The sequence below is a fragment of the Frigoribacterium sp. PvP054 genome, assembly GCF_040547465.1.
In the GTDB taxonomy this organism is placed as follows: domain Bacteria; phylum Actinomycetota; class Actinomycetes; order Actinomycetales; family Microbacteriaceae; genus Frigoribacterium.
On sequence record NZ_JBEPPU010000001.1, the window covers coordinates 1 to 25,066 of the forward strand.

At 71.6% G+C, this 25,066-nt stretch carries 27 protein-coding genes; 6 read left to right on the forward strand and 21 right to left on the reverse strand.

Features of this window, described 5'->3' with window-relative positions; all coding sequences use genetic code 11:
• The 3 genes from ABID81_RS00005 to ABID81_RS00015 all read left to right on the forward strand — a co-directional run.
• On the forward strand, positions 1 to 189 hold a 189-nt coding region (locus ABID81_RS00005), incomplete at its 5' end, for a 50S ribosomal protein L27 (protein WP_354592812.1).
• 125 nt (positions 190 to 314) lie between these two features.
• Entirely contained in the window at positions 315 to 1,490 is a 1,176-nt protein-coding gene (locus ABID81_RS00010) for an alcohol dehydrogenase catalytic domain-containing protein (protein WP_354592813.1), read from the forward strand.
• 230 nt (positions 1,491 to 1,720) lie between these two features.
• Positions 1,721 to 2,689 (forward strand): phosphodiesterase, encoded by a 969-nt coding sequence (locus tag ABID81_RS00015; RefSeq protein ID WP_354592814.1) that lies wholly within the window; start codon positions 1,721 to 1,723, stop codon positions 2,687 to 2,689.
• A gap of 9 nt (positions 2,690 to 2,698) precedes the next feature.
• Here the strand turns inward: ABID81_RS00015 and ABID81_RS00020 are convergent, their stop codons facing one another.
• Positions 2,699 to 3,532, reverse strand: coding sequence for an oxygenase MpaB family protein (locus ABID81_RS00020; RefSeq protein WP_354592815.1), 834 nt, complete (start codon positions 3,530 to 3,532; stop codon positions 2,699 to 2,701).
• Positions 3,533 to 3,570: 38 nt separating this feature from the next.
• Here ABID81_RS00020 and ABID81_RS00025 point away from each other — a divergent pair, with 38 nt between their 5' ends.
• Positions 3,571 to 4,047 (forward strand): NUDIX hydrolase, encoded by a 477-nt coding sequence (locus ABID81_RS00025; protein ID WP_354592816.1) that lies wholly within the window; start codon positions 3,571 to 3,573, stop codon positions 4,045 to 4,047.
• Positions 4,048 to 4,056: 9 nt separating this feature from the next.
• Here the strand turns inward: ABID81_RS00025 and ABID81_RS00030 are convergent, their stop codons facing one another.
• From ABID81_RS00030 to ABID81_RS00050, 5 genes are all read right to left on the reverse strand, one after another.
• Positions 4,057 to 5,718: a stealth family protein gene (locus ABID81_RS00030; RefSeq protein ID WP_354593301.1), complete on the reverse strand. Its 1,662-nt coding sequence runs from the start codon at positions 5,716 to 5,718 to the stop codon at positions 4,057 to 4,059.
• 127 nt (positions 5,719 to 5,845) lie between these two features.
• Positions 5,846 to 6,217 (reverse strand): DUF6804 family protein, encoded by a 372-nt coding sequence (locus ABID81_RS00035; protein ID WP_354592817.1) that lies wholly within the window; start codon positions 6,215 to 6,217, stop codon positions 5,846 to 5,848.
• Between the two features lie 3 nt (positions 6,218 to 6,220).
• The gene (locus tag ABID81_RS00040; protein WP_354592818.1) at positions 6,221 to 6,805 is read right to left on the reverse strand and encodes a GDSL-type esterase/lipase family protein; all 585 of its coding nucleotides are present in this window, start codon (positions 6,803 to 6,805) and stop codon (positions 6,221 to 6,223) included.
• A 79-nt stretch (positions 6,806 to 6,884) separates the two neighbouring features.
• The gene (locus tag ABID81_RS00045) at positions 6,885 to 7,091 is read right to left on the reverse strand and encodes a hypothetical protein (protein WP_354592819.1); all 207 of its coding nucleotides are present in this window, start codon (positions 7,089 to 7,091) and stop codon (positions 6,885 to 6,887) included.
• On the reverse strand, positions 7,088 to 8,704 hold the full coding sequence (locus tag ABID81_RS00050) for an SDR family oxidoreductase (RefSeq protein ID WP_354592820.1): 1,617 nt from the start codon (positions 8,702 to 8,704) through the stop codon (positions 7,088 to 7,090). The genes ABID81_RS00045 and ABID81_RS00050 overlap by 4 nt, the downstream gene beginning before the upstream one ends.
• Positions 8,705 to 8,730: 26 nt before the next feature.
• Here ABID81_RS00050 and deoC point away from each other — a divergent pair, with 26 nt between their 5' ends.
• The gene (gene deoC, locus ABID81_RS00055; protein WP_354592821.1) at positions 8,731 to 9,459 is read left to right on the forward strand and encodes a deoxyribose-phosphate aldolase; all 729 of its coding nucleotides are present in this window, start codon (positions 8,731 to 8,733) and stop codon (positions 9,457 to 9,459) included.
• Between the two features lie 135 nt (positions 9,460 to 9,594).
• Here the strand turns inward: deoC and ABID81_RS00060 are convergent, their stop codons facing one another.
• From ABID81_RS00060 to ABID81_RS00080, 5 genes are read right to left on the reverse strand one after another with little or no spacing between them, the layout of a single operon-like run.
• The gene (locus tag ABID81_RS00060) at positions 9,595 to 10,536 is read right to left on the reverse strand and encodes a bifunctional riboflavin kinase/FAD synthetase (RefSeq protein ID WP_354592822.1); all 942 of its coding nucleotides are present in this window, start codon (positions 10,534 to 10,536) and stop codon (positions 9,595 to 9,597) included.
• Positions 10,537 to 10,541: 5 nt separating this feature from the next.
• Positions 10,542 to 11,045: a hypothetical protein gene (locus tag ABID81_RS00065; RefSeq protein WP_354592823.1), complete on the reverse strand. Its 504-nt coding sequence runs from the start codon at positions 11,043 to 11,045 to the stop codon at positions 10,542 to 10,544.
• 46 nt (positions 11,046 to 11,091) lie between these two features.
• Entirely contained in the window at positions 11,092 to 11,460 is a 369-nt protein-coding gene (locus ABID81_RS00070) for a hypothetical protein (protein ID WP_354592824.1), read from the reverse strand.
• Positions 11,457 to 12,356, reverse strand: a complete 900-nt coding sequence (gene truB / locus ABID81_RS00075) for a tRNA pseudouridine(55) synthase TruB (RefSeq protein ID WP_354592825.1) — start codon at positions 12,354 to 12,356, stop codon at positions 11,457 to 11,459. The genes ABID81_RS00070 and truB overlap by 4 nt, the downstream gene beginning before the upstream one ends.
• A gap of 46 nt (positions 12,357 to 12,402) precedes the next feature.
• Positions 12,403 to 12,957 (reverse strand): nucleoside/nucleotide kinase family protein, encoded by a 555-nt coding sequence (locus ABID81_RS00080; RefSeq protein ID WP_354592826.1) that lies wholly within the window; start codon positions 12,955 to 12,957, stop codon positions 12,403 to 12,405.
• 68 nt (positions 12,958 to 13,025) lie between these two features.
• Between ABID81_RS00080 and ABID81_RS00085 the strand changes: the two genes are divergently transcribed.
• The gene (locus ABID81_RS00085; protein WP_354592827.1) at positions 13,026 to 13,895 is read left to right on the forward strand and encodes an iron-sulfur binding domain-containing protein; all 870 of its coding nucleotides are present in this window, start codon (positions 13,026 to 13,028) and stop codon (positions 13,893 to 13,895) included.
• A gap of 31 nt (positions 13,896 to 13,926) precedes the next feature.
• On the opposite strand, the gene rbfA is transcribed toward ABID81_RS00085, so the two are convergent.
• The 10 genes from rbfA to ABID81_RS00135 form a co-directional block, all read right to left on the reverse strand.
• Positions 13,927 to 14,469 (reverse strand): 30S ribosome-binding factor RbfA, encoded by a 543-nt coding sequence (rbfA, locus tag ABID81_RS00090; RefSeq protein WP_354592828.1) that lies wholly within the window; start codon positions 14,467 to 14,469, stop codon positions 13,927 to 13,929.
• 102 nt (positions 14,470 to 14,571) lie between these two features.
• Positions 14,572 to 17,364 (reverse strand): translation initiation factor IF-2, encoded by a 2,793-nt coding sequence (infB, locus tag ABID81_RS00095; protein ID WP_354592829.1) that lies wholly within the window; start codon positions 17,362 to 17,364, stop codon positions 14,572 to 14,574.
• Between the two features lie 89 nt (positions 17,365 to 17,453).
• Complete coding sequence (locus ABID81_RS00100) at positions 17,454 to 17,756, reverse strand: YlxR family protein (RefSeq protein ID WP_354592830.1); 303 nt, start codon at positions 17,754 to 17,756, stop codon at positions 17,454 to 17,456.
• A gap of 103 nt (positions 17,757 to 17,859) precedes the next feature.
• A complete protein-coding gene (nusA, locus tag ABID81_RS00105; RefSeq protein ID WP_354592831.1) occupies positions 17,860 to 18,849 on the reverse strand; it encodes a transcription termination factor NusA in 990 nt (329 codons plus the stop codon).
• A gap of 164 nt (positions 18,850 to 19,013) precedes the next feature.
• Positions 19,014 to 20,774 (reverse strand): proline--tRNA ligase, encoded by a 1,761-nt coding sequence (locus tag ABID81_RS00110; RefSeq protein ID WP_354592832.1) that lies wholly within the window; start codon positions 20,772 to 20,774, stop codon positions 19,014 to 19,016.
• Positions 20,775 to 20,800: 26 nt separating this feature from the next.
• The gene (locus ABID81_RS00115) at positions 20,801 to 21,634 is read right to left on the reverse strand and encodes a hypothetical protein (protein ID WP_354592833.1); all 834 of its coding nucleotides are present in this window, start codon (positions 21,632 to 21,634) and stop codon (positions 20,801 to 20,803) included.
• The gene (locus ABID81_RS00120) at positions 21,631 to 22,719 is read right to left on the reverse strand and encodes a VWA domain-containing protein (RefSeq protein ID WP_354592834.1); all 1,089 of its coding nucleotides are present in this window, start codon (positions 22,717 to 22,719) and stop codon (positions 21,631 to 21,633) included. The genes ABID81_RS00115 and ABID81_RS00120 overlap by 4 nt, the downstream gene beginning before the upstream one ends.
• On the reverse strand, positions 22,716 to 23,714 hold the full coding sequence (locus ABID81_RS00125; RefSeq protein WP_354592835.1) for a vWA domain-containing protein: 999 nt from the start codon (positions 23,712 to 23,714) through the stop codon (positions 22,716 to 22,718). The genes ABID81_RS00120 and ABID81_RS00125 overlap by 4 nt, the downstream gene beginning before the upstream one ends.
• Positions 23,705 to 24,187, reverse strand: coding sequence for a hypothetical protein (locus ABID81_RS00130; protein ID WP_354592836.1), 483 nt, complete (start codon positions 24,185 to 24,187; stop codon positions 23,705 to 23,707). Before ABID81_RS00130 ends, ABID81_RS00125 begins: the two co-directional genes overlap by 10 nt.
• On the reverse strand, positions 24,174 to 25,061 hold the full coding sequence (locus tag ABID81_RS00135) for a DUF58 domain-containing protein (protein ID WP_354592837.1): 888 nt from the start codon (positions 25,059 to 25,061) through the stop codon (positions 24,174 to 24,176). Before ABID81_RS00135 ends, ABID81_RS00130 begins: the two co-directional genes overlap by 14 nt.
• Positions 25,062 to 25,066 lie beyond the last annotated feature (5 nt).

Here is a 25,066-nt window from a genome sequence, read left to right on the forward strand (position 1 = left end):
GGCGGCCAGGTCGTGCTCGCCGGCGAGATCATCGTCCGCCAGCGCGGCACCCACTTCCACCCCGGCGTCAACGTCGGCCGCGGCGGCGACGACACCCTGTTCGCCCTCGCCCCCGGCTCGGTCCAGTTCGGAGCCAAGGGCGGCCGCAAGGTCGTCAACATCGTCGCGGCCGAGACGGCCACCGTCTAGTCGACGACGTCACGCAGCATCCGCCTCGGGGCGGTCGGGCACACGCCCGGCCGCCCCGAGGCTTTTCCGTGGCCGGTGTACCCCTCGTTCAGGAGGCACGGCGTGCGTGCGCGTAGACGGGACGGATGAAGGCACTCACCTACCAGTCCGTCACCAACGTCTCGGTCGAGGACGTCCCCGACCCCACGATCGTCGACCCCACCGACGCGGTCATCAAGGTCACCTCGGCGGCGATCTGCGGCAGCGACCTCCACCTCTACGACGCGCTCGGCGCGTTCCTCGACAAGGGCGACGTGCTCGGACACGAGACCATGGGCGTCGTCACCCAGGTCGGTTCCGAGGTCAGCCGCATCAAGGTCGGCGACCGCGTCGTCGTCCCGTTCGTCATCTCCTGCGGCCACTGCTTCATGTGCGACCGGGGGCTCTTCTCGCAGTGCGAGACCACGCAGGTCACCGAGTACGACTCGGGCGCCACCCTCTACGGCTTCAGCAAGCTCTACGGCCAGGTGCCCGGCGGGCAGGCCGAGCAGCTTCGCATCGCCCGCGCCGACGCCAACCTCGTCACGGTCGGCGCCGACCTGCCGGACGAGCGCTACCTCTTCCTCAGCGACATCCTGCCCACGGCGTGGCAGGGCGTCGAGTACGCACAGGTGCCCGAGGGCGGCACCCTCGTCGTGCTGGGACTCGGTCCCGTCGGCCAGTTCGCCTCGCGCATCGGGAAGTACCGCGGCTACCGCGTCATCGGCATCGACCCCGTGCCCGAGCGTCGCGCCATGGCCGAGCGCCACGGCATCGAGACCCTCGACCTCACGAAGGACGTCGCCGACGTCGTCAAGGGCATGACCGACGACCGCGGACCCGACTCGGTCCTGGACGCCGTCGGCATGGAGGCCCACGAGCACGCCGGCATCGGCCTCGTGCAGAAGTTCGCCGCGGCCCTGCCCGACTCGATCGGTCAGGCCGTCATGCAGAAGGCCGGCATCGACAGCCTCGGTGCCATGCACCTCGCCTTCGAGATCGTCCGTCGCGGCGGCACCGTCTCGCTGAGCGGCGTGTACGGCGGCACGGCCGACCCGACGCCGTTCCTGACGCTGTTCGACAAGCAGATCACCCTCAAGATGGGCCAGTGCAACGTCCAGAAGTGGATGGACACCCTCATGCCCCTCGTCGAGGACCCCTCCGACCCGCTCGGCACCGAGGACCTCGTCACCCACCCGGTGCCCCTCTCCGAAGCGGCCGCCATGTACGACGTCTTCAAGAACAAGGAGGACGGCTGCATCAAGGTCGTCCTCAAGCCCTGACGCCTCGACACGTCAGCGGCCTCGACGACGCGACCCCCGCCTCCTGGGGGTCGCGTCGTCCCGTGAGCTGAACTACCTTCGTCCACCGTGGCGGCGGCCGTTCGTCGACCGTTCACCGAAACGCGCACGCACGTTCACCACCTTCATGGCATCCGGGTGATGGACTGGTGACGAATCAACAACGAGGGTCTCGCCCCGAGCCCCCGTCGGCGACATCGAATGAGAGAACCATGGATCTCCGGACGGCCGAACACCCCAGGCCGAACCACTTCATCCTGCACCTCAGCGACACGCACCTCGTCGGCGGCGACCGCGACCTCTACGGCGCGGTCGACAGCGAGGCCCGACTGCGTCAGATCATGGACGAGATCGAGGCGTCCGCCGGTCGGCCCGAGGCCATCGTCTTCACCGGCGACCTGGCCGACAAGGGTGAGCCCGACGCCTATCGCAAGCTGCGCGCGCTCATCGAGCCCGTCGCCGAACGCCTGGGCGCCCAGGTCATCTGGGCCATGGGCAACCACGACGAGCGGGGCGCCTTCCGCTCGGAACTCTTCGGGCAGCTGCCCTCGCAGCGGCCGGTCGACCTCGTCTACGACGTGAACGGCCTGCGGGTCATCACGCTCGACACCAGCGTCCCCGGGCACCACTTCGGCCGCCTGTCGGGCGACCAGCTCGACTGGCTGGCCGAGGAGCTCTCGACCGACGCGCCCGACGGCACCATCATCGCCATGCACCACCCCCCGGTGCCGAGCGTGCAAGACCTGTCGACACTCGTCGAGCTGCGCGACCAGGCCGCGCTGGCCGAGGTGGTCGAGGGCAGCGACGTCCGGTCCATCATCGCCGGGCACCTGCACTACTCGACCAACGCCACCTTCGCGGGCGTGCCCGTCTCGGTCGCCTCGGCCACCTGCTACACGCAGGACCTCAACGTCGCCGGCGGCGGCACCCGCGGCCGGGACGGCGCGCAGGCGTTCAACCTGGTGCACGTCTACGAGGGCACCGTGGTGCACTCGGTGGTGCCCATCGGCACCTACGAGACCGTGGGCGAGCACGTGCCGGCCGACGTCGTGGCCGAACGGCTCGCGGTCGCCGGGGTCCGCATCGCCCCGGCCGCGCCCCGACACCGGGCGACCGACACGGCCCCCGTGCCCGTCGTCCCGCGCGACCTCGCGCTGACCGGGCCGATCGACACGCTCTGACGCGACGGGTCAGCCGCCCCCGGTGGCACGGGCCTCGGCGGCCATCGTCGCCCGCAGCCGCCGGAGGTACGAGTCGCGCAGCACGTGACGGAGGCGCGGGGGCAGGTTCGGAACGATCGTCGCCGTCAGTCGCATGACCCCGTCGTACCGCCGCTGCGTGGCTGCGGTCCAGGTCAGGCCGAAGTCGTCGCGGAGTCGAGGGGGCAGTGACCCCGCCGTGACGAGCCGGGCGAGCGGCATGACGAGCCGCAGCCACCACGGGCCCGTCGTCGGGTGCAGCAGCTCGTGCGCGACCCGACGGGTGACGTCGTCGACCACGAGGCCCTCGACGGCCTCGTCCCAGTAGCGACGGAACGCCGCGAGGTCGGCTGGCCACAGCTCGCGGGGCATCTGCAGCGAGGTGCCGACGAGGGCGTAGTCCTGGTACACCGCCTCGGCGTGTGCCGGGTCGAGCGGCCCGTGCACCCGCTCGAACAGCTGCACGGCGGAGTCGTAGAGCGTCGCCGCCACCCAGAGCTGCAACCCGGGGTCGAAGGCGTCGTACCGCACGGACGAGGTCCCGCCGTCGTGCACCGGCCGGTGCGCCCGGCCCACCACGCGTCGGACCTGCGCGACCTCGGCCGGGGTGCCGAAGACGATGGCGTACAGGTACGTCATCGTGCCGTGCAGGCGCGAGAGCGGTCGTTCGACGAAGTCGCTGTGCTCGGCCACGCCGTGGCCGACCCCGGGGTTCGCGAGCTGCAGCAGGATGGCCCGACCGCCACCCGCGAGCAGCACCGCCTCGCCCGCCATGTCGGAGATGCGACGCACGTCCGAGCCGTGAAGGGTCCAGGGCAGTCGCATCCGGTCAGCCTACGGCCGCCCCTCGGTAGGGTGCTGACATGGCCACCCCGGAGTTCGTCCTCTCACTGCGCGAGAAGATCGGCACGGCGCCCCTGTGGCTGGCCGGCGTGACGGCGGTGGTGGTCCGTGGCGACGAGGTCCTGCTCGTCCGGCGGGCCGACACGGGGGCCTGGACCCCCGTGACCGGCATCGTCGACCCGGGTGAGCACCCGTCCGACGCCGCCGTCCGCGAGACCCTCGAAGAGGCGGACCTGCGGGTCACCGCGGAGCGCCTCGCGTCGATCGGGGTGACCCGCGAGGTCGTCTACGCGAACGGCGACCGGGCGCAGTACCTCGACCACACCTTCGTCATGAGCTACGTCTCGGGCGAGCCCTCCCCCGCCGACGGTGAGAACACCGAGGCCCGGTGGTTCGCCCTCGACGACCTGCCGCCGATGGACGACGACATGCTCGGGCGTCTCGACGCCGCCCTCTCGGACGAACGGGCCGCCCGCTTCGGCACCCCGACCCGCTGACGCGAGGGCTCAGTCCGAGCCCTCGACGCCCCGCGTCGACGGACCGGCCGCCTCGTCCGTGCGTCCGGCCTGGGCGGCCTCGGCTCCGAGGGAACGGCGATCCTGTTCGGCGTTCTCGAGGGCGACGCGCTGCATCTCGTCCTTCTCCCACGGGGCCGCGAACGGGTAGTACCGCTCGAGGAAGTCGGTGACCGTCGCCATGCGTTCGTCGTCGGTCACCTCGGGGAAGCTGCCGTCGTTGAGGCAGAAGAAGTCGAACGACCGTTTCTTGAGCACCTCGGACAGCGAGGCCAGGCCCGAGACCATCGTCGTGTCGACGTAGCTGACCTTCGCGTTCTCCTGCACGATCGCCCGACCGGTCATCAACGCGTAGTAGTGGTACAGCGAGTTGGTGACCGAGATGTTCTCCTTCGCCCGGAAGGGGCTGCCCGCCGTCGCGGCGAACTCGTCGGCGAACTCGTGCTCCATCTCGAACAGCACGCTGCGGCGCAGCGGGGCGGCGGTGTGCTCGAGGTGCCGGGTGGTGACGCGACCGAACCGCTGCTGCAGCAGGCGTCGGTTGACGCGGGCGGCGTTCTCGAAGCCGCTCCGCTCGATGTTGTTGTGCCCGAGCCCGATGCGGGTGTCGGCCTCGATGAACTTCGTCACCGACCCGGGTGAGAAGAACATGCTCGGGGCGACGGGGCGTCCGAAGAACATGTCGTCGTTCGAGTACAGGAAGTGCTCGCTGAGGCCCTCGATGTGGTGCAGTTGCGCCTCGACGGCCTGCGAGTTGTGCGTCGGCAGCATCGAGAGGTCGCTGAAGAACTCCTCGCTGCGCACGACGCGCACGCGCGGGTGGTCTCCCAACCACTCGGGCACGGGCGAGTCGGTGGCGATGTAGATGTTGCGCACCCACGGGGCGAACATGTAGACCGACCGCAGGGCGTACTTGAGCTCGTCGATCTGGCGGAACCGGGCTGCCGAGTCGTCGCCCTCGCCGACGACGTGGCGCTTGGCCTGTGCCGCCCGGGCACGCTGGTACTCGACCGAGTTGCCGTCGACCCACGAGAACACGATGTCGATGTCGAAGGTGATGTCGGTGGCGTGGTCGTCGAACATGTGCTCGAGGGTCGGCCACTCGATGCCGTAGCGCTCGACCGTCTCTTCGACGGCCTCGTCACGGGGCAGGGTCGTCCGCATGAGGGCGTTCTCGGTCGGGGCCAGGATCTCGTCGTCGGTGATGATCCAGAACTCGACCTGGACGGCGGTGCCGGCGCCGTACCGCAGGCGACCGATGGGTTCGACGCGCGGTCGGTAGACGCGGAACACCCGCTCGTTCTCGAGCTCGAGGCCTCCCTCGACGACGAGCGAGGCCTGGCCCTTGCGCGGCTTGGCGTAGAAGGGCTCGGTCGCCGAGGCCGCGACCATGGCCGCGGTGAAGCGCTCACGGTGCACCGCGTCGACGGCGATCACCGGTCGGACGTCGTTGCCCCGGACCAGCAGGAAGGGCACCTGGGCCGCGTCGAGCACGCGCCGGATGTACAGGAGGTCCTCGATCATCGACTGCTGGGGCGTGAGGTGACCGTTGAGCAGGGTGAACTGGCCCTTGCGGACGACGACGTCCTCTCGGTCGAGACCGCCGGCTCGGTGTCGAGGGGTCAGCAGAGGGCTCTCGGACGTGCCGACCATCTCCGACGTACCGGGCATCTCGGGGGCCATGCAGACTCAACCTTCCGTGCGGGCCTCGGGCGGGCAGGCGCACCTTCGGCATTTTACGGGGTCGCGACGACCCCCGCGGGCACGAGCCCCCCGGGGCTCAGCGACGACCGCGAGCGGGCGCCCCCCGTGACGTCGTCGCACCCTCGGTCGGCACCTTGACGAGCACCCCGACGGCGATCATCACCGCGGCCGCGACGAACTGCAGCCCCTGCCAGAGCTCGGCCTGGACGGGCACGACGAACACCGGGTTCCAGAGCACGGCCACGGCGGCGAGCAGCGGCAGCGCCCACCAGGCCCGGCCGCGGTAGGCGAAGACGAGCACGATCAGGGCGAAGATCGACACGACGTACCGGAAGACCGTGAACACGTCGGAGTCGAGCAGTGCGGTGCCCGCCAGCAGGGCGACCGAGGCGAGCAGGCCGGGCGCCAGGGCCGGGCGGGTGAACGCGGGGGCGGTGGGGGTGGGCACCGCCTACTCGATGTCGTACGCGACGTCGAGGACGCTGATCGGCCGGCTCATCGGCGGCTCGTCGCGGAGCCGCTCGAGGGCGGGACGCAACTCGGCGAGCCACGCCTCGTAGCCGGCCTCGGTCAGGTGGACGTGGTCGGCCGCGAACTCGGGCCGGAGCGCGTCGCCCGACTCGTCCGACAGGGCCGGCCACAGGTCGAGCCACTGCGCCCGCACCGTCGACGAGAACTGCCGCAGGTGCCGGTTGGCGTCCTTGAGGCGGGGAGCGAACTCGGCGCCCCGCGGGGCGATCGACTGCAGCAGCAGCCGGGTGCCCGGCAACTCGCGTCGCATGGCGACCATGAGGTTCTCGATGCCGCGGACGACCTGTTCGACCGACCGGCGGGCGGTGAAGTCGTTGGTGCCGATCATCAGCACCACCGAGTCCGGGTTCGCGTCCACGACGTCGTGGAGCCTCTCCGTCAGGCCGGCGACCGTGTCGCCGCCCACGCCCAGGTTGACGACCTGTTCGTCGGGCAGCCAGGCCGCCCAGTCGCCGCTCTCGGTCAAGCTGTCGCCGACGAACGCGACGGTCTCTCGGTGTGTCATCACGACCTCCTGGTGGTCTGCTGAAGTGCGTCCATCGTGCCATCACCCGCTGGGAAGCGGCGAACCGGCGCGCGAGGGCTCACTGCCGGAAGCGCCGCGGGCGCTTGGACCACACGCGGTCCAGGGCCCGTCGGACCCGCGGCAGCAGCACGACGAACGACGACACGACCACGAGCACGCCCAAGAGCACGCCGAGCCAGAGCGGCACCGGCGACATGGCCGCGTCGCCCGCCGGGTAGAGCGGCGACGGCGCCGCCGACAGGACGAGGAGGCGCGGGTCGCTCATGCCGCGGCCGTCGCGTCGGTCGTCGACGCGGCCGCGGCACCGTCCGCGCGTCGGTCGGCGGCCCGAGCGGCCCCGGCCCGGGCGGCCTCGCGCTCGGCCGTCGCCGTGATGCGTCGCAGCATGCCCGAGAAGATGACGCCGTGGAACGGCAGGATGGCGAACCAGTAGAGCCGGCCGCCGAGCCCGTGGGGGAAGAAGACGGCGCGCTGGCGGTAGTGCGAGCCGCCCCCGGGACGCGGGTCGACCGTGAGTTCGAGCCACGCGCCTCCCGGCACCTTCATCTCGGCCCGCAGCCGCAGCAGGTGACCCCGTTCGAGCTTCTCGACGCGCCACCAGTCGAGCGCGTCGCCGACGCGGAGGCTCGTCGCGCTCCGGCGGCCGCGGCGCAGGCCGACTCCCCCGACGAGCCGGTCCATCCAGCCGCGGGCCGACCAGGCCAACGGGAACGAGTACCAGCCGTTCTCCCCGCCGATGCCCTCGAGGACCTTCCAGAGCTCGGTGGGGGGCGCGTCCGTGTCGGTCCGGCGGTCGTCGGTGTAGACGGTATGGCCGGACCAGTCGGGGTCGCTCGGCAGCAGGTCGCTCGGGGCGCCCGAGACCGAGGAGTCCTGCCAGCTCGTCTCGACGTCGCCGTCGTGCTCCTTCTGCAGGGCGAGGCGCACGGCGCGCCGGTACGGCAGCAGACCCTCGGCGGGCGGCGGCACGACGGCGTCGATGTCGTGCTCGTGGACGACGCAGTCGTACTGAAGCGACGCGATGATCGGCACGGCGAGGGCTCGGGGCACCGGCGTGACGAGGTTGACCCACTGCGAGGCCAGCCACGGCGTGAAGACGGGCAGCGAGGCGATCGGGCGCTGCTTGAGGCCGGCCTCGAGGGCGTACCCGTTCATCATCTGGCCGTAGCGCAGCACGTCGGGCCCGCCGATGTCGAAGGTGCGGTTGACGTCGTCGGGCACGTCGGCGGCGCCCAGCAGGTAGTGCAGCACGTCGCGCACCGCGATGGGCTGGATGAAGTTGCGCACCCACTTCGGCGCCGGCATGTAGGGCAGCACGTCGGTGAGGTGCCGGACCATCTCGAACGAGGCGCTGCCCGAGCCGATCACCACGCCGGCCTGCAGCGCCACCGTCGGCACGCCGCTCGCGAGCAGCACGTCGCCGACGTCCTTGCGCGACTGCAGGTGCTTCGACAGCTCTCCCTCGGGGTGCAACCCGCCGAGGTACACGATGCGGCGCACCCCGGCCTCGCGCGCGGCGTCGGCGACGGTGTGGGCCGCGTCGGCCTCGGCGCGCCCGAAGTCGCCCTTGCCGCCCATCGCGTGGGCCAGGTAGTAGACGACGTCGACGCCCGCCATCGCGGGACGCACCGTCGCGGGGTCGGTCAGGTCGCCCTGGACGACCTCGACGTCGCCCGACCACGGCACGTCGCGCAGCTTCTCGGGCGACCGCACCAGCACCCGGACGTCCGCACCGGCGGCGACCAGGCGTGGGGTGAGCCGACCGCCGATGTACCCGGTGGCCCCGGTCACGAGCACACGCCGTGAGGCCACGGCGTGGTCGGTGTCGCTCGTGACGGGCGTGCTCGGCGAGGGGTCGTCGGGAGTGTTCGCTGACATGGGCCCAAGCTACGCTGGACCCCATCATGACTACCCAGCAGCTCCCCACCGTGTCCGCCGTCGCCGGCATGATCGACCACGCGATCCTCAAGCCCGAACTCACGCGGGCCGAGGTCGACGCCGCCCTCGACGACGCCGCCGCCAACCACGTCTTCAGCGTGTGCGTCCGTCCTTCCGACGTCGCGCACTCCGTCGAGCGACTCGAGGGCACCGGCGTCCTCGTCGGCACCGTCATCGGGTTCCCCCACGGCACGACCTCGACCGCCGCGAAGGCCGCCGAGTCGCGTCAGGCGATCGCCGACGGGGCCGCCGAGCTCGACATGGTCGTCAACATCGGTTGGCTGCGCAGCGGCATGACCGACGAGGTCGAGGCCGACGTGCGCGGCGTCGTCGAGGCGGCGGGCGACACGCTCGTCAAGGTCATCCTCGAGACGGCCCACCTCGACGACGAGCAGATCGTGGCCGGCTCGAAGGCCGCCGAACGAGCCGGCGCCGCCTTCGTCAAGACCTCGACCGGCTTCGCCGGCGGCGGGGCCACGCTCCCCCACCTCCGCCTCATGCGCGACGCCGTGTCCGACCGGGTCCAGGTCAAGGCGTCCGGTGGCGTCCGCGGCCTCGACACGGTGCTCGAGATGCTCGACCTCGGCGTCACGCGCTTCGGCACGAGTGCCAGCGGCACGATCCTCGCCGACCTGGCGCACCGCCTCGAGACGGGCCGGGCCTCGGGCGCGGGCGACGACGCGACGTCGTACTGACGACCCCGGGAGGCGCGGCGTGCGTCGGTGACGCGTCGCGCGCCTCCTCGGGGCGGTCCGGTCGAGGCGGTCCGGTCGGGGCGATCGCGTCGGCACCGTCCACTCGACGCGGTCGACCGGGCACCCCCTCGACGCTCAGGCGGTCGGCAGTCCCAAGATCTCGCGCGTACGGACGACGTCGGCCCTGATGTGCTCGATCAGTGCGTCGAGCCCGTCGAAACGGACGTTGCCCCGCACCCAGTCGACGAAGTCGACGGTCACCTCTCGGCCGTAGAGGTCGATCGAGACATCGAGCAGGTGCGCCTCGACCTGCTTGGCCGGCACCCCCTCGAAGGTCGGGTTGTTGCCGACCGACACGGCAGCCGGGTACCGCGTGTCGCCCACCAGCACCCAGGCGGCGTAGACGCCGTCGGCCGGGACGAAGCCCTCGCTGTGCGGAGCCAGGTTCGCCGTCGGGAAGCCCAGCTCGCGGCCGCGCTGCTCGCCGTGCACCACGACGCCGCGCACCGACGGCTCGCGGCCGAGCAGCACCCCGGCCTCGCGGACGTCGCCGGCGTCCATGAGCTCGCGGATCCAGGTCGAGGACGCCCGGCGACCCCCGCTCGGCCGCACGTCGTCGATCGAGACGACCCGGAAGCCCCGCGAGGCCCCGAGCTCGCGCAGGGTGTCGACGGTGCCGCTGCCGCGCACCCCGAACCGGAAGTCGTCGCCGACGAACACGACGCGCGCGTGCAACGCACCGACCAGGATGCGGTCGACGAAGTCGTCGGGGCTCAGGGCTCGCAGCTCGGCGTCGAAGGTGAGCATCAGGGTTGCGGCCACGCCCGCCGCGTCGAGCAGATCGCGTTTCTGCCGGTTGCTCACCAGGGCGGCCGGCACCGAGTCGGGTCGCAGGACCGCGAGCGGGTGTCGGTCGAAGGTGACGACGGTCGAGACGAGCCCCTCGTCGCGGGCCACCCCCTCGAGCATGTCGATGACGGCACGGTGCCCGACGTGCACGCCGTCGAACTTGCCGATGGTGACGGCGCTCGGCCCGAAGTCGGCCGGCACGTCACCGACCCGGTCGTAGAACTGCACGGGCCCTACCTCGTCGTGCCCGCGTCGGTCGCGGACGAGGCGCCACCCGCGGCCACGTCGCCGTCGCCCACCACGTCGCCGCCGGCCGCGCCGCCGCGGCCGGACGCCGTGAGTCGCCCCTGTCGGCGCAGCCACAGGATGCCCAGGACGGGCAGCACGAGCGGGACGAAGCCGTAGCCGCGGCCGAAGAACGACCAGACCGTGTCGTGCGGGAACAGCTCGGGGTCGAGCACGGTCACGAGCCCGATGATGAGGACGCCCGCCAGCTCGAAGCTGATGGTCGCCCAGGCCACCGCGTACCAGCCCTGACCGCGGCCGATCAGCGCGACGGTGGCGACGATGTAGACGACGGCCGACAGCGCGCTCAACGTGTAGGCCAGGGGCGCCTCGCCGAACTGCGTCGAGATCTGGAAGACCGATCGACCGGTGGCGGCGAGGGCGAGGAGGGCGTACACGGCGATGAGGACCCGGCCGAGGCCGACCGCGCGCGTTGACTTCTGAGTGACCATCCCGTCAAGGATAGGACTCCGGCGGGCCCGCTGCCGACCGGGTGGGTCAGAGGCCCTGGACGGTCCAGATCTGGAACATCCGGTAGACCATCACGGCGACGGCGAACGACGACGTCGCCAGCACGAGGTTGCTCCAGCGCGTGCGGTCGACGAGCGCCCAGACGGTGGCGAGCGGCGGCAGCAGGATGGCCGAGACGAGGTAGATGTAGAACTCGACGAGGTTGCCCGTGGGGGCGTTGCCGACGAAGGGTGCCACGACGGCGACGACGAGCTGGGCGAGCAGCAGCACGAGGACGACGGCCCCCGTGCCGACGGTGATGTCGTCGGGCTGACGCTTCATGAAGCAGGCGACCACGCAGACGAGGCCGGCCACGACGGCCACGACGACCTGCACCCAGGTGAACCACTCGATCATGCCTGCACCTCGTCTGTCGGGAAGTTCACGATGGGCTTGGCGGCGCCGCCGCGGACCGAGACGAGCCCGGCGAGCAGCCCCGACGGGGTCACGGCGGCGACGGGCCCCGGGGTGTCGGCCAGGTCGACGGCGACCCGCTTGCCGTGCCCCAGGTCGACGGCCTCGGCGGCGGACATCGTCCACACCGGGAACAGCGACGCGGCCACGTCGACCGGCGGCAGCAGGGCCGGGGCGACGTCGATGCCCTCGAGGACGGAGGCGCGGGTCACGTCGAACGGCCCCACCCGCGTCCGCCGCAGCGCGGTGAGGTGCCCGCCGACGCCGAGGTCGGCGCCGAGGTCTCGGGCGAGCGCACGGACGTAGGTGCCCGACGAGCACGAGACGCGCACGTCGAGGTCGCGGACGGTGACGCCGTCGACGACGGCGTCACGTCGGTCGAGGACGGTGAAGTCGGAGACGGTGACGTCACGGGCCTTCAGTTCGACCTCGACCCCGGCCCGGGCGAGGTCGTAGGCCCGACGGCCGTCGACCTTGATGGCGCTGACCGTGGTCGGCACCTGGCTGATCGGACCGGTGAGCCGCCGGACGCCCGCGTCGACCGCCTCGTCGGCGACCCCGGCCGCCGAGGTGGTCGCGACGACCTCGCCGTCGCTGTCGTCGCTGGTGGTCGACACGCCCAGCCGGATGGTCGCGTCGTAGCCCTTGTCGAGGCCGACGAGGAAGGTCAGGAGGCGCGTCGACGAGTTCAGGCCGAGCACGAGCAGCCCCGTGGCGAGCGGGTCGAGGGTGCCGGCGTGGCCGACCTTGCGCGTGCCGGCGGCCTTGCGCACCCGCGAGACGACGTCGTGGCTGGTGATGCCCTGCGGCTTGTCGACGAGGAGGATGCCGCTGTTCACCCGACGACGTTAGCGCAGCCGGACCGCGACGCCGCCGGGGACGCGCTCAGCACGCATCGTCGAAGCGGCGGCGGGGGTGGTCGGGGTCGGAGTTGTCGACGACGGCCGAGGCCCTGGCCCGGGCGTCGAGACGGGAGTCGTCGGCGGTCACCCAGACGCGGTAGTGCCAGAGCCCGGCGAGGCCGGGACGTGCCAGGTCGGTGCCGTCGACGAGCAGGACGGCGTCGGCCGGGCCGGTGACCCAGGCCGGTTCGACGGCGCGGTCGGCGTCGGCGTCCCAGGCCCGCTCGACCCAGCCCGTGCTGCCGCCGAGCCGGAACGGCTCGACCAGCACGCGGCGGAACAGGCTCTCGTCGAGGACGGGGGCCGAGTCGCGAGGCGCCCCCTCGGCCCGCTTCTCGAAGCCGTCGAGCGAGGCGCGGAAGGCGGCGTGGCCCTGTTCGCCGAAGGCCTCGAGGAGGTCGTCGGCGAGACCGGCCGCACCCGCGCCTCCGTCGCTGTCGATCGCGACGAGCACGCGACCGCGACCGTAGTTGTGGACGATCTCGGTCGCGAGTTCGCGCAACGTGTCTTTCTTGGCGGGGGCCCATCGGGTGGTCATGCCGCCACCGTACGCCCGGCCCCCGACACCGCGCCGAAGACGTCGGGGACGCGCCGTAGGCTCGTACGGTGAGCATCTCCCCTGCCGTGAACGCCTGGTTCCGCGAGAACGGTCGAGACCTGCCGTGGCGACGTCCCGGCTTCACGGCCTGGGGCACCCTCGTCAGCGAGATCATGCTGCAGCAGACGCCGGTGGCCCGCGTCGTCCCGCGCCTCGAACGGTGGCTCGAGCGCTGGCCCACGCCGGGCGACCTCGCGGCGTCTCCGGCGTCGGAGGCGGTGCGGGCCTGGGAACGCCTCGGCTACCCGCGCCGCGCCCTCGCCCTGCACGCCGCGGCCGTGGCCATCACCGAGCGGCACGGCGGCGTCGTCCCCGAGGACGTCCCGTCGCTCCTGGCCCTGCCCGGCATCGGCGACTACACCTCCCGAGCCGTCGCCGTCTTCGCCTACGGCCACCGCCACCCGGTCGTCGACACCAACGTCCGTCGCGTCCTCGCGCGCGCCGTCGAGGGCCTCGCCGAACCGTGGGCGCCCAAGGCGTCCCGCGACCTGCCCCTCATGGAGTCCCAGCTGCCGGACGACGACGAGGAGGCGCGGGTCACCAACGCGGGCGTCATGGAGTTGGGTGCGCTCGTCTGCACGGCGCGGTCGCCTCGGTGCGAGGCCTGCCCGCTGGTCGCGCAGTGTGCGTGGGTGCTGGCCGGCCGTCCCGAGCACACCGGCCCGCGCCTCCGGACCCAGGCCCGGTTCGAGGGCTCGGACCGTCAGGTGCGGGGCCTCGTCCTGGCCGAGCTGCGGGCCAGCGACGTGCCCGTCACGGCGGCCGAGGTCGACCGCGTCTGGCCGGACGACGAGCAACGCACGAGAGCCCTCGCCGGACTGATCCGGGACGGTCTGGTCACCGGGTCACCCGACGAGGGCTATCGACTGCCCGACTGACGCGGGCCGTGCGTCGCTGCGGCGGTGTCCGCTAGCGGGTCGAGCCGTCGGGCTCGGTCGAGTCGCCCGCGGCCGGGGCGCCGAGTTCGTCGTCCAGGGCGAGGTCGTCGTCGAGGTCGTCGTCCTCGTCGTCGAGGTCGTCGTCCGCGTCGAGGTCGCGGGGCTTGACGTACGGGTCGGCGTCGCCCGCGTACTCCGCCGACGAGGCCATGGTCTGGCTCTCGTGGTCGCGCTGACGGGCCTCCTGCAGCAGGCGGTCGATCGACGCGGCGTTCTCGGGGAGCGCGTCGAGGATGAACTCGAGGCTCGGGGTGAGTCGGGCCGTGATGTTCTTGCCGACCTCGCTGCGCAGCATCCCGGTGGCCGACTTGAGGGCCGCCCCGGTGTCGCGACGCTCGTCGTCGGTGCCGTAGACCGTGTAGAAGATCGAGGCGTGCTGCAGGTCGCCGGTCACCTTGACGTCGGTGATCGTCACGAACCCGAGACGGGGGTCCTTGATGCCGCGTTCGAGACGCCGTGCGACGATCTCGTGGATGCGGTCGGCCATCTTGCGGGCGCGTTGCGCGTCAACCATTGTTCACTCCTGTTCGTGCCGCTCGCCGTCGTGACGAGAGGGGTGAGGCCCCGCCCCGACCGTAGTCGGAGCGGGGCCTCGTGTGCTGCGATGACGCCGGGGTCAGCCCCGCGGCTTCTCGACCATCTCGATGGTCTCGATCTCGTCGCCGATCTGGATGTCGTTGAACTTGCCGAGGCCGATGCCGGCCTCGAAGTCCGTCCGCACCTCGGTGACGTCGTCCTTGAAGCGACGCAGCGAGTCGATCGCCAGGTTGTCGCCGACCACGACGCCGTCACGGATGACCCGGGCACGCGCGTTGCGCGTGATCGTGCCGGACCGGACGATGACACCGGCGATGTTGCCGACCTTCGACGAGCGGAAGATCTCGCGGATCTCGGCGACACCGGACTGCTTCTCCTCGAACTCGGGCTTGAGCATGCCCGTGAGCGAGTTCTCGATGTCTTCGAGGGCCGCGTAGATGACCGAGTAGAAGCGGATGTCGACACCCTCACGAGCCGCGCGTTCGCGCGCCTTCGTGTCAGGACGGACGTTGAACCCGATGATGATCGCGTTGTCGACCGTCGCCAGGTTGACGTCGCTCTCGGTGACCGCACCCACGCCGCGGTGGATGATGCGCAGCTGCACGCTGTCGTCCACCTCGATCTTGAGCAACGACTCCTCGAGGGCCTCGACGGCACCCGAGACGTCACCCTTGATGATGAGGTTGAGCGCCTCGACCTTGCCCTCTTCGAGTGCACGGGTGAAGTCCTCGAGCGAGATGCGCTTGCGGGCCTTGGCCAGCGAGGCGTTGCGCTCGACGGCTTCGCGCTTCTCGGCGATCTGTCGTGCCGTGCGGTCCTCCTCGGTGACGAGGAAGGTGTCGCCGGCCCGGGGGACGCTCGACAGGCCCTGCACGAGCACGGGACGGCTCGGGTAGGCCTCGTCGACCGAGTCGCCGTTCTCGTCGACCATCGCCCGCACGCGGCCGTAGGCCGTCCCGGCGACGATGGCGTCACCGACACGCAGCGTTCCCGACTGGATCAGCACCGTGGCGACGGCACCGCGACCCTTGTCGAGGCGGGCCTCGATGGCGACGCCACGAGCGCTCTTGTCGGGGTTCGCCCGGAGGTCGAGCCCGGCGTCGGCCGTGAGCAGCACGGCTTCGAGCAACGCGTCGATGTTCTTGTTGTCACGAGCCGACACGTCGACGAACATGACGTCTCCGCCGTACTCCTCGGCGACGAGGCCGTACTCGGTGAGCTGCTGACGCACCTTGGCCGGGTTCGCACCCTCTTTGTCGATCTTGTTGACCGCGACCACGATCGGCACGTTCGCCGCCTGGGCGTGGTTCAACGCCTCGACCGTCTGCGGCATGATGCCGTCGTCGGCCGCGACGACGAGGATGGCGATGTCGGTCACCTGGGCACCACGGGCACGCATGGCGGTGAACGCCTCGTGACCGGGGGTGTCGATGAACGTGATGGCGCGCTCGACGCCCTCGTGCGGGGCCCACACCTGGTAGGCACCGATGTGCTGCGTGATGCCACCGGCCTCGCCGGCGACCACGTTGGCGTTGCGGATCGCGTCGAGTAGTCGCGTCTTTCCGTGGTCGACGTGGCCCATGACCGTGACGACCGGGGGACGGATCTGCAGGACGGACTCGTCCTCGTCCTCGAGCTCCTGCTCGAGGTCGATGTCGAAGCCCTCGAGCAGCTCTTTGTCCTCGTCCTCGGGCGAGACGACCTGGATCTTGTAGCCGAGCTCCTCACCGAGGACCTCGAAGGTGGCCTCGTCGAGCGACTCGGTCGCCGTGGCCATCTCACCGAGGTGGAAGAGCACGGTCACCAGGTTGCCGGGGCTGGCGTCGATCTTGTCGGCGAAGTCGCTGATGGACGCACCGCGACGCAGGCGGACGACCGTGTTGCCGTCGCCGCGGGGGACGCTGACGCCACCCAGCGACGGGGCCGACCGCATCTCGAACTCGGCCCTCTTCGTCCGCTTCGACTTGCGTGCCTTGCTCTTGCCGCCACCGCGACCGAACGCACCGGCGGTACCACCGCCGGGACCACGGCCACGACCGCCACCACCGGAGGGGCGGGGGCCGCTGAAACCGGGACGGAAGCCGCCGGCCGCGCCGGGAGCACCGCCGCCGGGACGCTGGAAGCCACCACCGGCACCACCGGGACGACCGGCACCGCCACCGGCGGGACGCTGCCCGAAGCCGTTGGGGCGGGGACCGGCACCGACGCCGGGACGCGGCGCGCCCGGACGGGGAGCACCGGGACGAGGGGCCTGCGGACGCGGGCCCGCGGCGCCGCCGGGGCGGGGCATGCTGCTGGCCGCACCCGAACCACCGGGACGGGGCGCGCTCGGGCGACCCATGCCCTGGTTGCTGGCGAACGGGTTGTTGCCGGGGCGCGGGGCACCGGGACGAGGGCCGCCGGGCTTGGGTCCGGCGGCTCCGGGCTTGACGGCGTCGGCGGCCGGAGCCGTCGCGCCCTCCGCCGCGGCTGCGGCCGCGGCGGCGCGCTGCGCCTCGGCCTGGGCCTGGCGCTCGGCGACCGTCAGGGGGGCGACGGGAGCGGGCGTCGCGTCGACGTCGGGTTGGGCGTCGGCCACGGGGGCCGGGACCGGCTCGGCCACGGGGGGCTTGGGGGCGGCGGGACGCGGGCCGCCGGGCTTGGGTGCCGAGGTCGCGGGCTTCGAGGCCGCGCCGGCCGACGGGGCGGCGGCGGTGGGCGTCGAGGGCTTCGCCGCGCCGGCGAAGGCCTGACGCAGCTTGCGGGCGACGGGAGGCTCGACGCTGGACGACGGTCCCTTGACGAACTCGCCCATCTCTTTGAGCTTCTCTAGTGCGGTCTTGCTGTCGATCCCCAGCTCGCTGGCGATCTCGTGTACGCGTGGTTTAGCCACAGTTCTCCTGTCTCGGGCCCTTCCCGAGACGGGAAGAGCCTTCAGTTCTGGACGGGTCTCATTTCGAGCCGCTCATTGGTGGTTGCTCATCAGTTGTCCATGTGCCGTTCAGCCTGTTCTGTCGTGGCGATGGGTCGTGCCGGGGCGATCCGCGTGAGGTAGGCGCGGAGCTCGTCGGCGTCGGGTTCGGAGTCGAGGCGGAGTGCACGGCGGAAAGCCCTGCGCTTCAGTGCCGACTCGAACGCGTCGATCGACGGCGTCAACCACGCGCCCCGCCCGGGAAGGGTCGCGGTCGGGTCGACCACGAGACGTCCGTTCTGGGCGACGATCCGCACGAGTGCGGATCGAGGAGCGCGCGCTCGAGTACCGATGCACGTTCTAACGGGTTCCACCTTACCCCCTCGGGTCGTCGGACGGGAGACGCCGAGCGTGAACGGCGCGGTGCGCCGCCCGCCCCCGTGACCGTGGCGACCCGGCGTGCGGGTCGACGTCCGCCTAGTCGTCTTCGAGGATGCTGTCGGGCTGGATGTCGATGCGGGCGCCCGTGAGCTTCGCGGCGAGGCGGGCGTTCTGGCCCTCCTTGCCGATCGCGAGCGAGAGCTGGTAGTCGGGCACGAGGGCCCGGACGGCCTTGGTCGACGCGTCGATGACGAACGCCGACGAGACCTTAGCCGGCGACAGGGCACTCGCCACGAAGGTCGGCAGGTCGCTCGAGTAGTCGACGATGTCGATCTTCTCGTCGTTCAGCTCGGTGGTGACGGCACGGACGCGCTGACCCATCTCGCCGATGCACGCGCCCTTGGCGTTGACGCCGGGCTCGGTCGCGCGGACGGCCATCTTGGTTCGGTGGCCGGCCTCACGGGCCAGCGAGACGATCTCGACGACGCCGCTGGCGATCTCGGGCACCTCGAGCGCGAACAGCTTGCGCACGAGCGAGGGGTGGGTCCGCGACACGGTGATCTGCGGCCCCTTCGTGCCCTTGCTGACGCCGGTGACGTACACGCGGATGCGCGAACCGTGGGCGTACTTCTCGCCCGGCACCTGCTCTTCGGGGGGCAGGATCGCCTCGACCGTGCCGAGGTCGACGTGGATCATGCGGGGGTTGGGACCCTGCTGGATGACGCCGGCGACGATGTCGCCCTCTCGGCCCTTGAACTGGCCGAGCACCTTGTCGTCGCCGATGTCACGGAGGCGCTGGTTGATGACCTGCTTGGCGGCGAAGGCCGCGATGCGACCGAAGTCGCTCGGGCTGTCGACGGACTCGCCCACGACCTCGCCCTCGTCGTCACGCTCGATGGCGTAGACGGAGACGTGACCGGTCTTGCGGTCGAGTTCGACGCGAGCAGCCGGGATGCGGCTCTCGGGCTGGTTCGTGTGCTTGAGGTAGGCCGTGAGGATGGCCTGCTCGATGATGCGCACGAGTTCGTCGAAGGGGATTTCACGCTCGCGCTCCATGAGACGCAGCACGCTCAGGTCGATGTCCACTGAGGGCCTCCACTATTCAGATCTGCAGGCTGCACGCACGATGGCGCGCGCAGCATCCCTCTACGGTACCCGAGAGCGGGGTGCCCGGCGGACCGTCCGCGGGGTCGGTGCCGCGCCTCCTGCGGTGTCGACGAGGTCGGGCCGAGGAGGCGCGGCACCGGCGGTCAGGACTCCCGCGGAGCCGTGAGGGTCGCGACGGCCTCGGCGACCGGCACGGGCGTACGTTCACCCGTGCGGCGGTCCCAGAGCTCGACGACGCCCTCGCCGGCCGACCGGCCGACGACGACGATCCGCGGCACGCCGAGGAGCTCGGCGTCGCCGAACTTCACGCCCGGCGAGACCTTGGGGCGGTCGTCGTAGAGCACGTCGAGACGGTGGGCCTCGAGGTCGGCCGTCAGCTTCTCGGCGACCTCGTAGACGACGGGGTCCTTGCCGGTGGCGACGACGTGGACGTCGAAGGGGGCGACGTTGGCGGGCCAGACCAGGCCCTTGTCGTCGTTGTTCGCCTCGGCGATGACCGCCAGGATGCGCGTGACCCCGATGCCGTACGAGCCCATCGTCACCGTGACCTGCTTGCCGTTCTCGTCGAGCACCTTGAGGCCGAGGGCCTCGGCGTACTTGCGGCCGAGCTGGAAGACGTGGCCGATCTCCATGCCGCGGGCCGTCTCGATCGGACCGGACCCGTCGGGCGCGGGGTCGCCCTCGCGGACCTGGGCGGCCTCGATCGTGCCGTCGGCGGTGAAGTCCCGACCCATGACGAGGTCGGCCACGTGGACGCCCTGCTCGTTCGCCCCGGTGACCCAGGCCGAGCCCTCGACCACGCGGGGGTCGACGAAGTAGCGGATGCCCGAGTCGGACTCGCCGCCGAGCACCTGCGGGCCGAGGTAGCCGCGCACGAGCACGGGGTTCTTCGCGAAGTCCGCGTCGCCGGCGGCCTCGACCTCGGCCGGGGCGAAGGCGACCTCGAGGCGCTTCATGTCGACCTCACGGTCGCCGGGCAGTCCCACGACCACGAGCTCGCGGGTGCCGTCGAGGTGGGTGAGCGCCACGACGACGTTCTTCAACGTGTCGGCGGCCGTCCACGGAGCGCCTTCTCGGGGCTCGTGCGCCTGGAGCTGCGCGACCAACGAGTCGATGGTCGGGGTGTCGGCGGGCGCGAGGCGGCGCGAGGGGGCGAGGCCCTCGAGCGGGACGGCCTCGGGCACGATCGTCGTGAAGGCCTCGACGTTGGCCGTGTAGCCGCCGGCCGACCGGACGAAGGTGTCCTCGCCGATGGCGGTGGGGTGCAGGAACTCCTCGCTGCGCGAGCCGCCCATGGCCCCGGCGTCGGCCTTGACGATGACGTACTCGAGACCGAGGCGCGTGAAGATGCGCTCGTAGGCGTCGCGCTGCTTCTGGTAGCTCTCGTCGAGGCCGGCGTCGGAGGCGTCGAACGAGTAGGCGTCCTTCATGGTGAACTCGCGACCGCGCAACAGGCCGGCCCGGGGGCGGGCCTCGTCGCGGTACTTGTCCTGGATCTGGAAGAGCGTCAGGGGCAGGTCCTTGTACGACGAGTAGAGGTCCTTCACCAGCAGCGTGAACGCCTCCTCGTGCGTGGGGGCCAGCAGGTAGTCGGCGTCCTTGCGGTCCTTCAGGCGGAACATGCCGTCGCCGTACTCCGTCCAGCGACCGGTGGCCTCGTACGGCTCACGCGGGAGCAACGCGGGGAAGTGCACCTCTTGAGCGCCCGCAGCCTGCATCTCGTCGCGGATGACGGCCTCGATCTTGGCCTTGACGCGCAGGCCGAGCGGCAGCCAGGCGAAGACGCCCGGCGCCTGGCGACGGATGTACCCGGCACGGACGAGCAGCCGGTGGCTGGTCACCTCGGCGTCGGAGGGGTCTTCTCGGAGGGTGCGGACGAAGAGCTGGGAGAGACGTGTGGACACCCGTCCAGCTTAGGGGCGCGCCCGGCTCACCACGGCTTGCCGTCGTAGTCGCCGGGGTTCTGTTCGTAGTACCGGTCGCGATCGGTGTCCTGCTGCTGTTGCCGCTGGCTCTGCTCACCCTGCTGCTGCAGCTGGTCGAGCGGGTCGTCTGACGGGGCCTGCCCCTCGCCCTCGCCGGGCTGGTCTCCCCCGGCACCGGGGTCGCTGCCGTCGCCGCCCGGCTGCTGCTCGTCACCCTGACCGCCCTGGGCCTGCTCCCCCTTCTCGTCGAGCCGCTGCTGGGCGTCGTCGAGCGGTTGGGAGGTGTCGGGCTGCTGGTGGTCCTCCGGGGGCTGGAAGCAACCCTCCGGCGCCTCGTCGACGGTCTTCCGACCGAGGTCGTATAAGGCCTCGGCGTCGGCGTACCGCAGCTCGAGCAGCGCCGCGTCGCCCTGGGCCTCGATCGTGAGCACGAGGTTCACCCTGATGACGCACGAGATCGTCGCGTCGTCGGGGGCCAGGTCGAGGGCCGTGACGAACTCGCCACGAGCGACGTCGAGCACGCCGATCTGCGCGTAGGCCGTGCCGCGGTCGAAGTGGTGCACCCACGGCTCGATGACGTTGGCCACACCCAACGGCTCGGAGAGGGACGCACTGCGCTCGAACTCGCGGTCGCCGTAGGACCACTGCGTCAGGGCGGCGAAGGCGGGCAGGCTGAGCAGCTTCACCGCCACGAGCAGGACGACCACGACGACGGGAGCCGACCCGAGCAGCAGACGACGACGGAGGCGCCTCCGGTACTGCTCGACGTCGGGCCCGGCCTCGGCTTCGTGAGCCCGGCGGACCTCGTCGACGGGCGGGGGGACGAGGGTGTCGGTCACGGACGCACCCCTCTCTCGGGTCGGCGGTCGCCGACGACCGGTGCCGAGGCACGCCGGCGCTCGGGGCGTGGCGGACGGGGCGGCCGGACCTCGCCCAGCGCCCGGGTGACCAGGGCGACGTCCAGCAGCAGCAGCAGGAACGCCGGGATCGCCGCGATCCAGTAGAGGTCGGTCAGGCTGTCCGCCCGGCCCTCGTCGGAGGCGACGGCGCCGTCGCGGGCGTCCGCGACCGCCGCGTCGACGGACGTGCCCGCCGTGCGGTGGACGTACGGCACGCCCAGTTGGTCCGCGATGCGCCGCAGGGCGTCCTCGTCGATGACCGAGATCGCGTCGGGGTCGCCCGGCTGCGTGCGGTCCTGGATGTACTCCTTCGTCGAGTACTCGTCGCCGTAGCCGTCGAACACGCGCATCCTGCCCCCCTGCTCGGTGCCGTAGCCGAAGACCGCCCCACCGTCGACGTCGCCGGCCGATGCCGCGAAGCTCTCGGGCTCGGTGCCGCTGGTCTGCTCACCGTCGCCGAAGTAGTAGACGACGTTCGCCCGCTCGGGCGCACTCTGCCGGGCCTCGGTCAGCCGCTCGGCGAGCAGGTCGTTCGCCTCGCTGATCGAGCTGCCGCTCGAGTAGTAGGTGACCTCTTGGTTCATGGCGTCCGCGGCGGCCACCACGGCCGAGGCGTCGTCGGTCAACGGCGTCCTCAGCACGGCCGTGCTGTCGAACGAGAGCAACGAGAACCGGGCACCGGCCAGCTGCGAGGCGATCTCGGCGATGTCCGACCGGACGCCGTCGAGACGCCGCCGGCCGTCGCCCCAGTCCTCGGCCGCGATGCTCGAGGTGGTGTCGACGACGAAGAAGACGTTGAGCTGCGCGACGGACGCCTGGGCCGAACCGCCGGGCAGGCTCGGCCGGACGGCCACCACCAGCAGCAGGGCCACGATCACCAGGCGCCGCACCCACGTGAGCAGGGCACGTCGGCGTCGTCGTTCGGCGACCACGCGCCATCCGGTGAAGCCCAGCAGCGCGACCGCGGCCACGATCAGCAGCCACCAGGGCAGGACGGGCTGGAACACCACCGCCCGGGCGATCACAGCCGCACCCGCCAGAGCAGGACGAGCCCACCCATCGCCAGGACGAGCGCCGCGATCGCGAGCGCCTGCGGGTGGTCGGTCACCACGAGCCGACGGGCCCCGGTGAACAACCCTGCCTCGCGGGCGTCGATCTCGTCGACGATCTGGGGCACGGTCGTCGAGTCGTCGAGGGCGTAGTAGCCGCCGTCGGTCGACTCGGCCGCCGTCCGGAGCTCGGCGGCGACCTGGTCGGCCACGGCGTCGGTGCCGTGGTCGGCGGGGTTGACGGCGTACACCCTGACGTCGCGCTCGGCCGCGAGGTCGGACGCCTCGGTGAGGGTCAGCAGGGCCTTGCCGTTGACGTAGTTGTCGGTGGCGAGCACGACCGACTTGGGCCGCGTTCCGCCGTCGTCGCCGAAGCCGAGCACGCACGAGGCCAGACCGTCGCCGATCAGGGACGCCCCGTCCCCGCGGTCCGTGCCCGTCCAGTACCGGGTGCCGTTCTCGCCCATCGTGTCGAACGAGTCGCGGTACTGCTCGAGCTGTGCGCGGACGAAGTCGTAGTCGTCGGTGAGCGGGAACGCCTGGACCGCCGAACTGTCGAAGAGGTAGAGGCCGATCCGTTCGCCGTCGAGTCCCTGGGCGAGTGACGAGAACGTGTCGACGATCTGCGAGTCCACCTCGGTCATGGAGCCCGAGACGTCGAGGCAGAGCATGATGTCGCGCTTGTACGACTGCGGCTCGACGACGTCGGTGCTCGACACGCGGGCCGCGAGCAGCACGCTGATGCCCGTCAGGGCCACCATCGCGACGAGCACGACGGCCAGGGCCGCGCGGTAGCGGCGCACGACCCGGCGGTAGGCGGGCAGCGCCGTCAGTCGCTCGCCGTGCGCGACCGGGACGCCGAGCCGACGGAGGCGCGCGCGGTCCCGACGCCTCCACCTCACGTAGAGCCAGGCCGCGAGGGCCACGACCACCAGTGCGACCGGCGGCAGCCACCAGAAGATCAGCCCCATGACGACACCAGGTCTCTCGCGGTGGCGACGGCACGAGCCGGGTCACCGGGCTCCCCGAGCCGGAAGGCCGGCGGGTAGTACTGCTCCACGGCACCCGCGAGCCGGGGCAGGTTCGACTCACGGAGGTCGGCCAGGGTCATCACGTGCGTGTCGACGCCGTTCGTCTCGTGGGCGAAGAACCGCAGCAGCAGGCTCAGCCGGGAGTGCACCCCCCGGTCGTTCAGCCGACCGGAGGCCGCCGCGGTCTCGACCTCGTCGATCAGGGCGAGGTACTTGGCCTTCGTGTCGGCGAGGGGCGCCGGTCGCGACGCCGCCAGGGGCGCGCGCCGGGCGGGTGGCAACCGCCGGGCCGAGAAACGGAACACGAAGACGTACCACGCGGCCATCAGGGCCAGCCCGACGAGGCCCAGGACGAGCCAGAGCACCCAGAGCGGGTACTGGTAGGGCCCGAAGAAGTCGTCAGCGCCCGACACGGCGGTGCTTCTCGATCAGGGCGAACAGGCCCGGCACGACCTCGGCCTGGCTGCCGAGTCGATGACTGCTGATGCCGAGGGCCTGCAGCTCGCGCTCGGTGTCGCCGACGCGGCGGACGGACGAGTCGTCGAACTCGCGTCGGAGTTCGGCGTTCTCGCGGAGGTACGCGGGCAGGCCGGACGTCTCGCGGACGTCGAACACCTCGCCGGCGTGACCGGCTCGCGTCATGAGGTCGGCGTCGCCGATGGTCAGCCAGACGACCTCGTGCTGGGCCCGCAGTCGACGCAGCAAGCGCCTGACGTGCTCGTCGACGGCCACGTCGTCGGTGACGATCAGCAGCATCGACCGCCGACGGACGCCGCGCGTCACCCACTCGAGGACCGACGGCAGGTCGCTCGTCGGGGCGTCGAGGTCGATCCGTCGGTCGACCTGGCGCAACAGGGTCTCGAGGTGGGCCTCGGTCGCACCGGCGGGGTGGGCACGCGTGCCGGACGAGTCGCCCGCCACCAACGACACGACGTCGCCGTGCTTCGCGGCGACGTAGGCCAGCGCCCCGGCCGCCATGAGTGCGATGTCCTTCTTCGACTCGCCGCTCGTGGCCGTCGCCGCCATGTTCCGTCCGGTGTCCATCACGAGCACGAGGTTCTGCCGCCGGCTGGCGATGTAGCGCTTGACCAGGGGCTCGCCGTGGCGAGCCGTGGCCTTCCAGTCGATGTCCTTGACCTCGTCGCCGGGCACGTAGGCCCGGAGGTCGTCGAAGTCGTGACTGCGACCGTGGTGAACCGAGGCGTAGCCGCCCTCGAGCAGGTCGATGGTGCGTCGATGGGCGAAGAGGCCCATCTTCGTCCGCACGCGCAACAGCAGGCTGGCCACCGGCG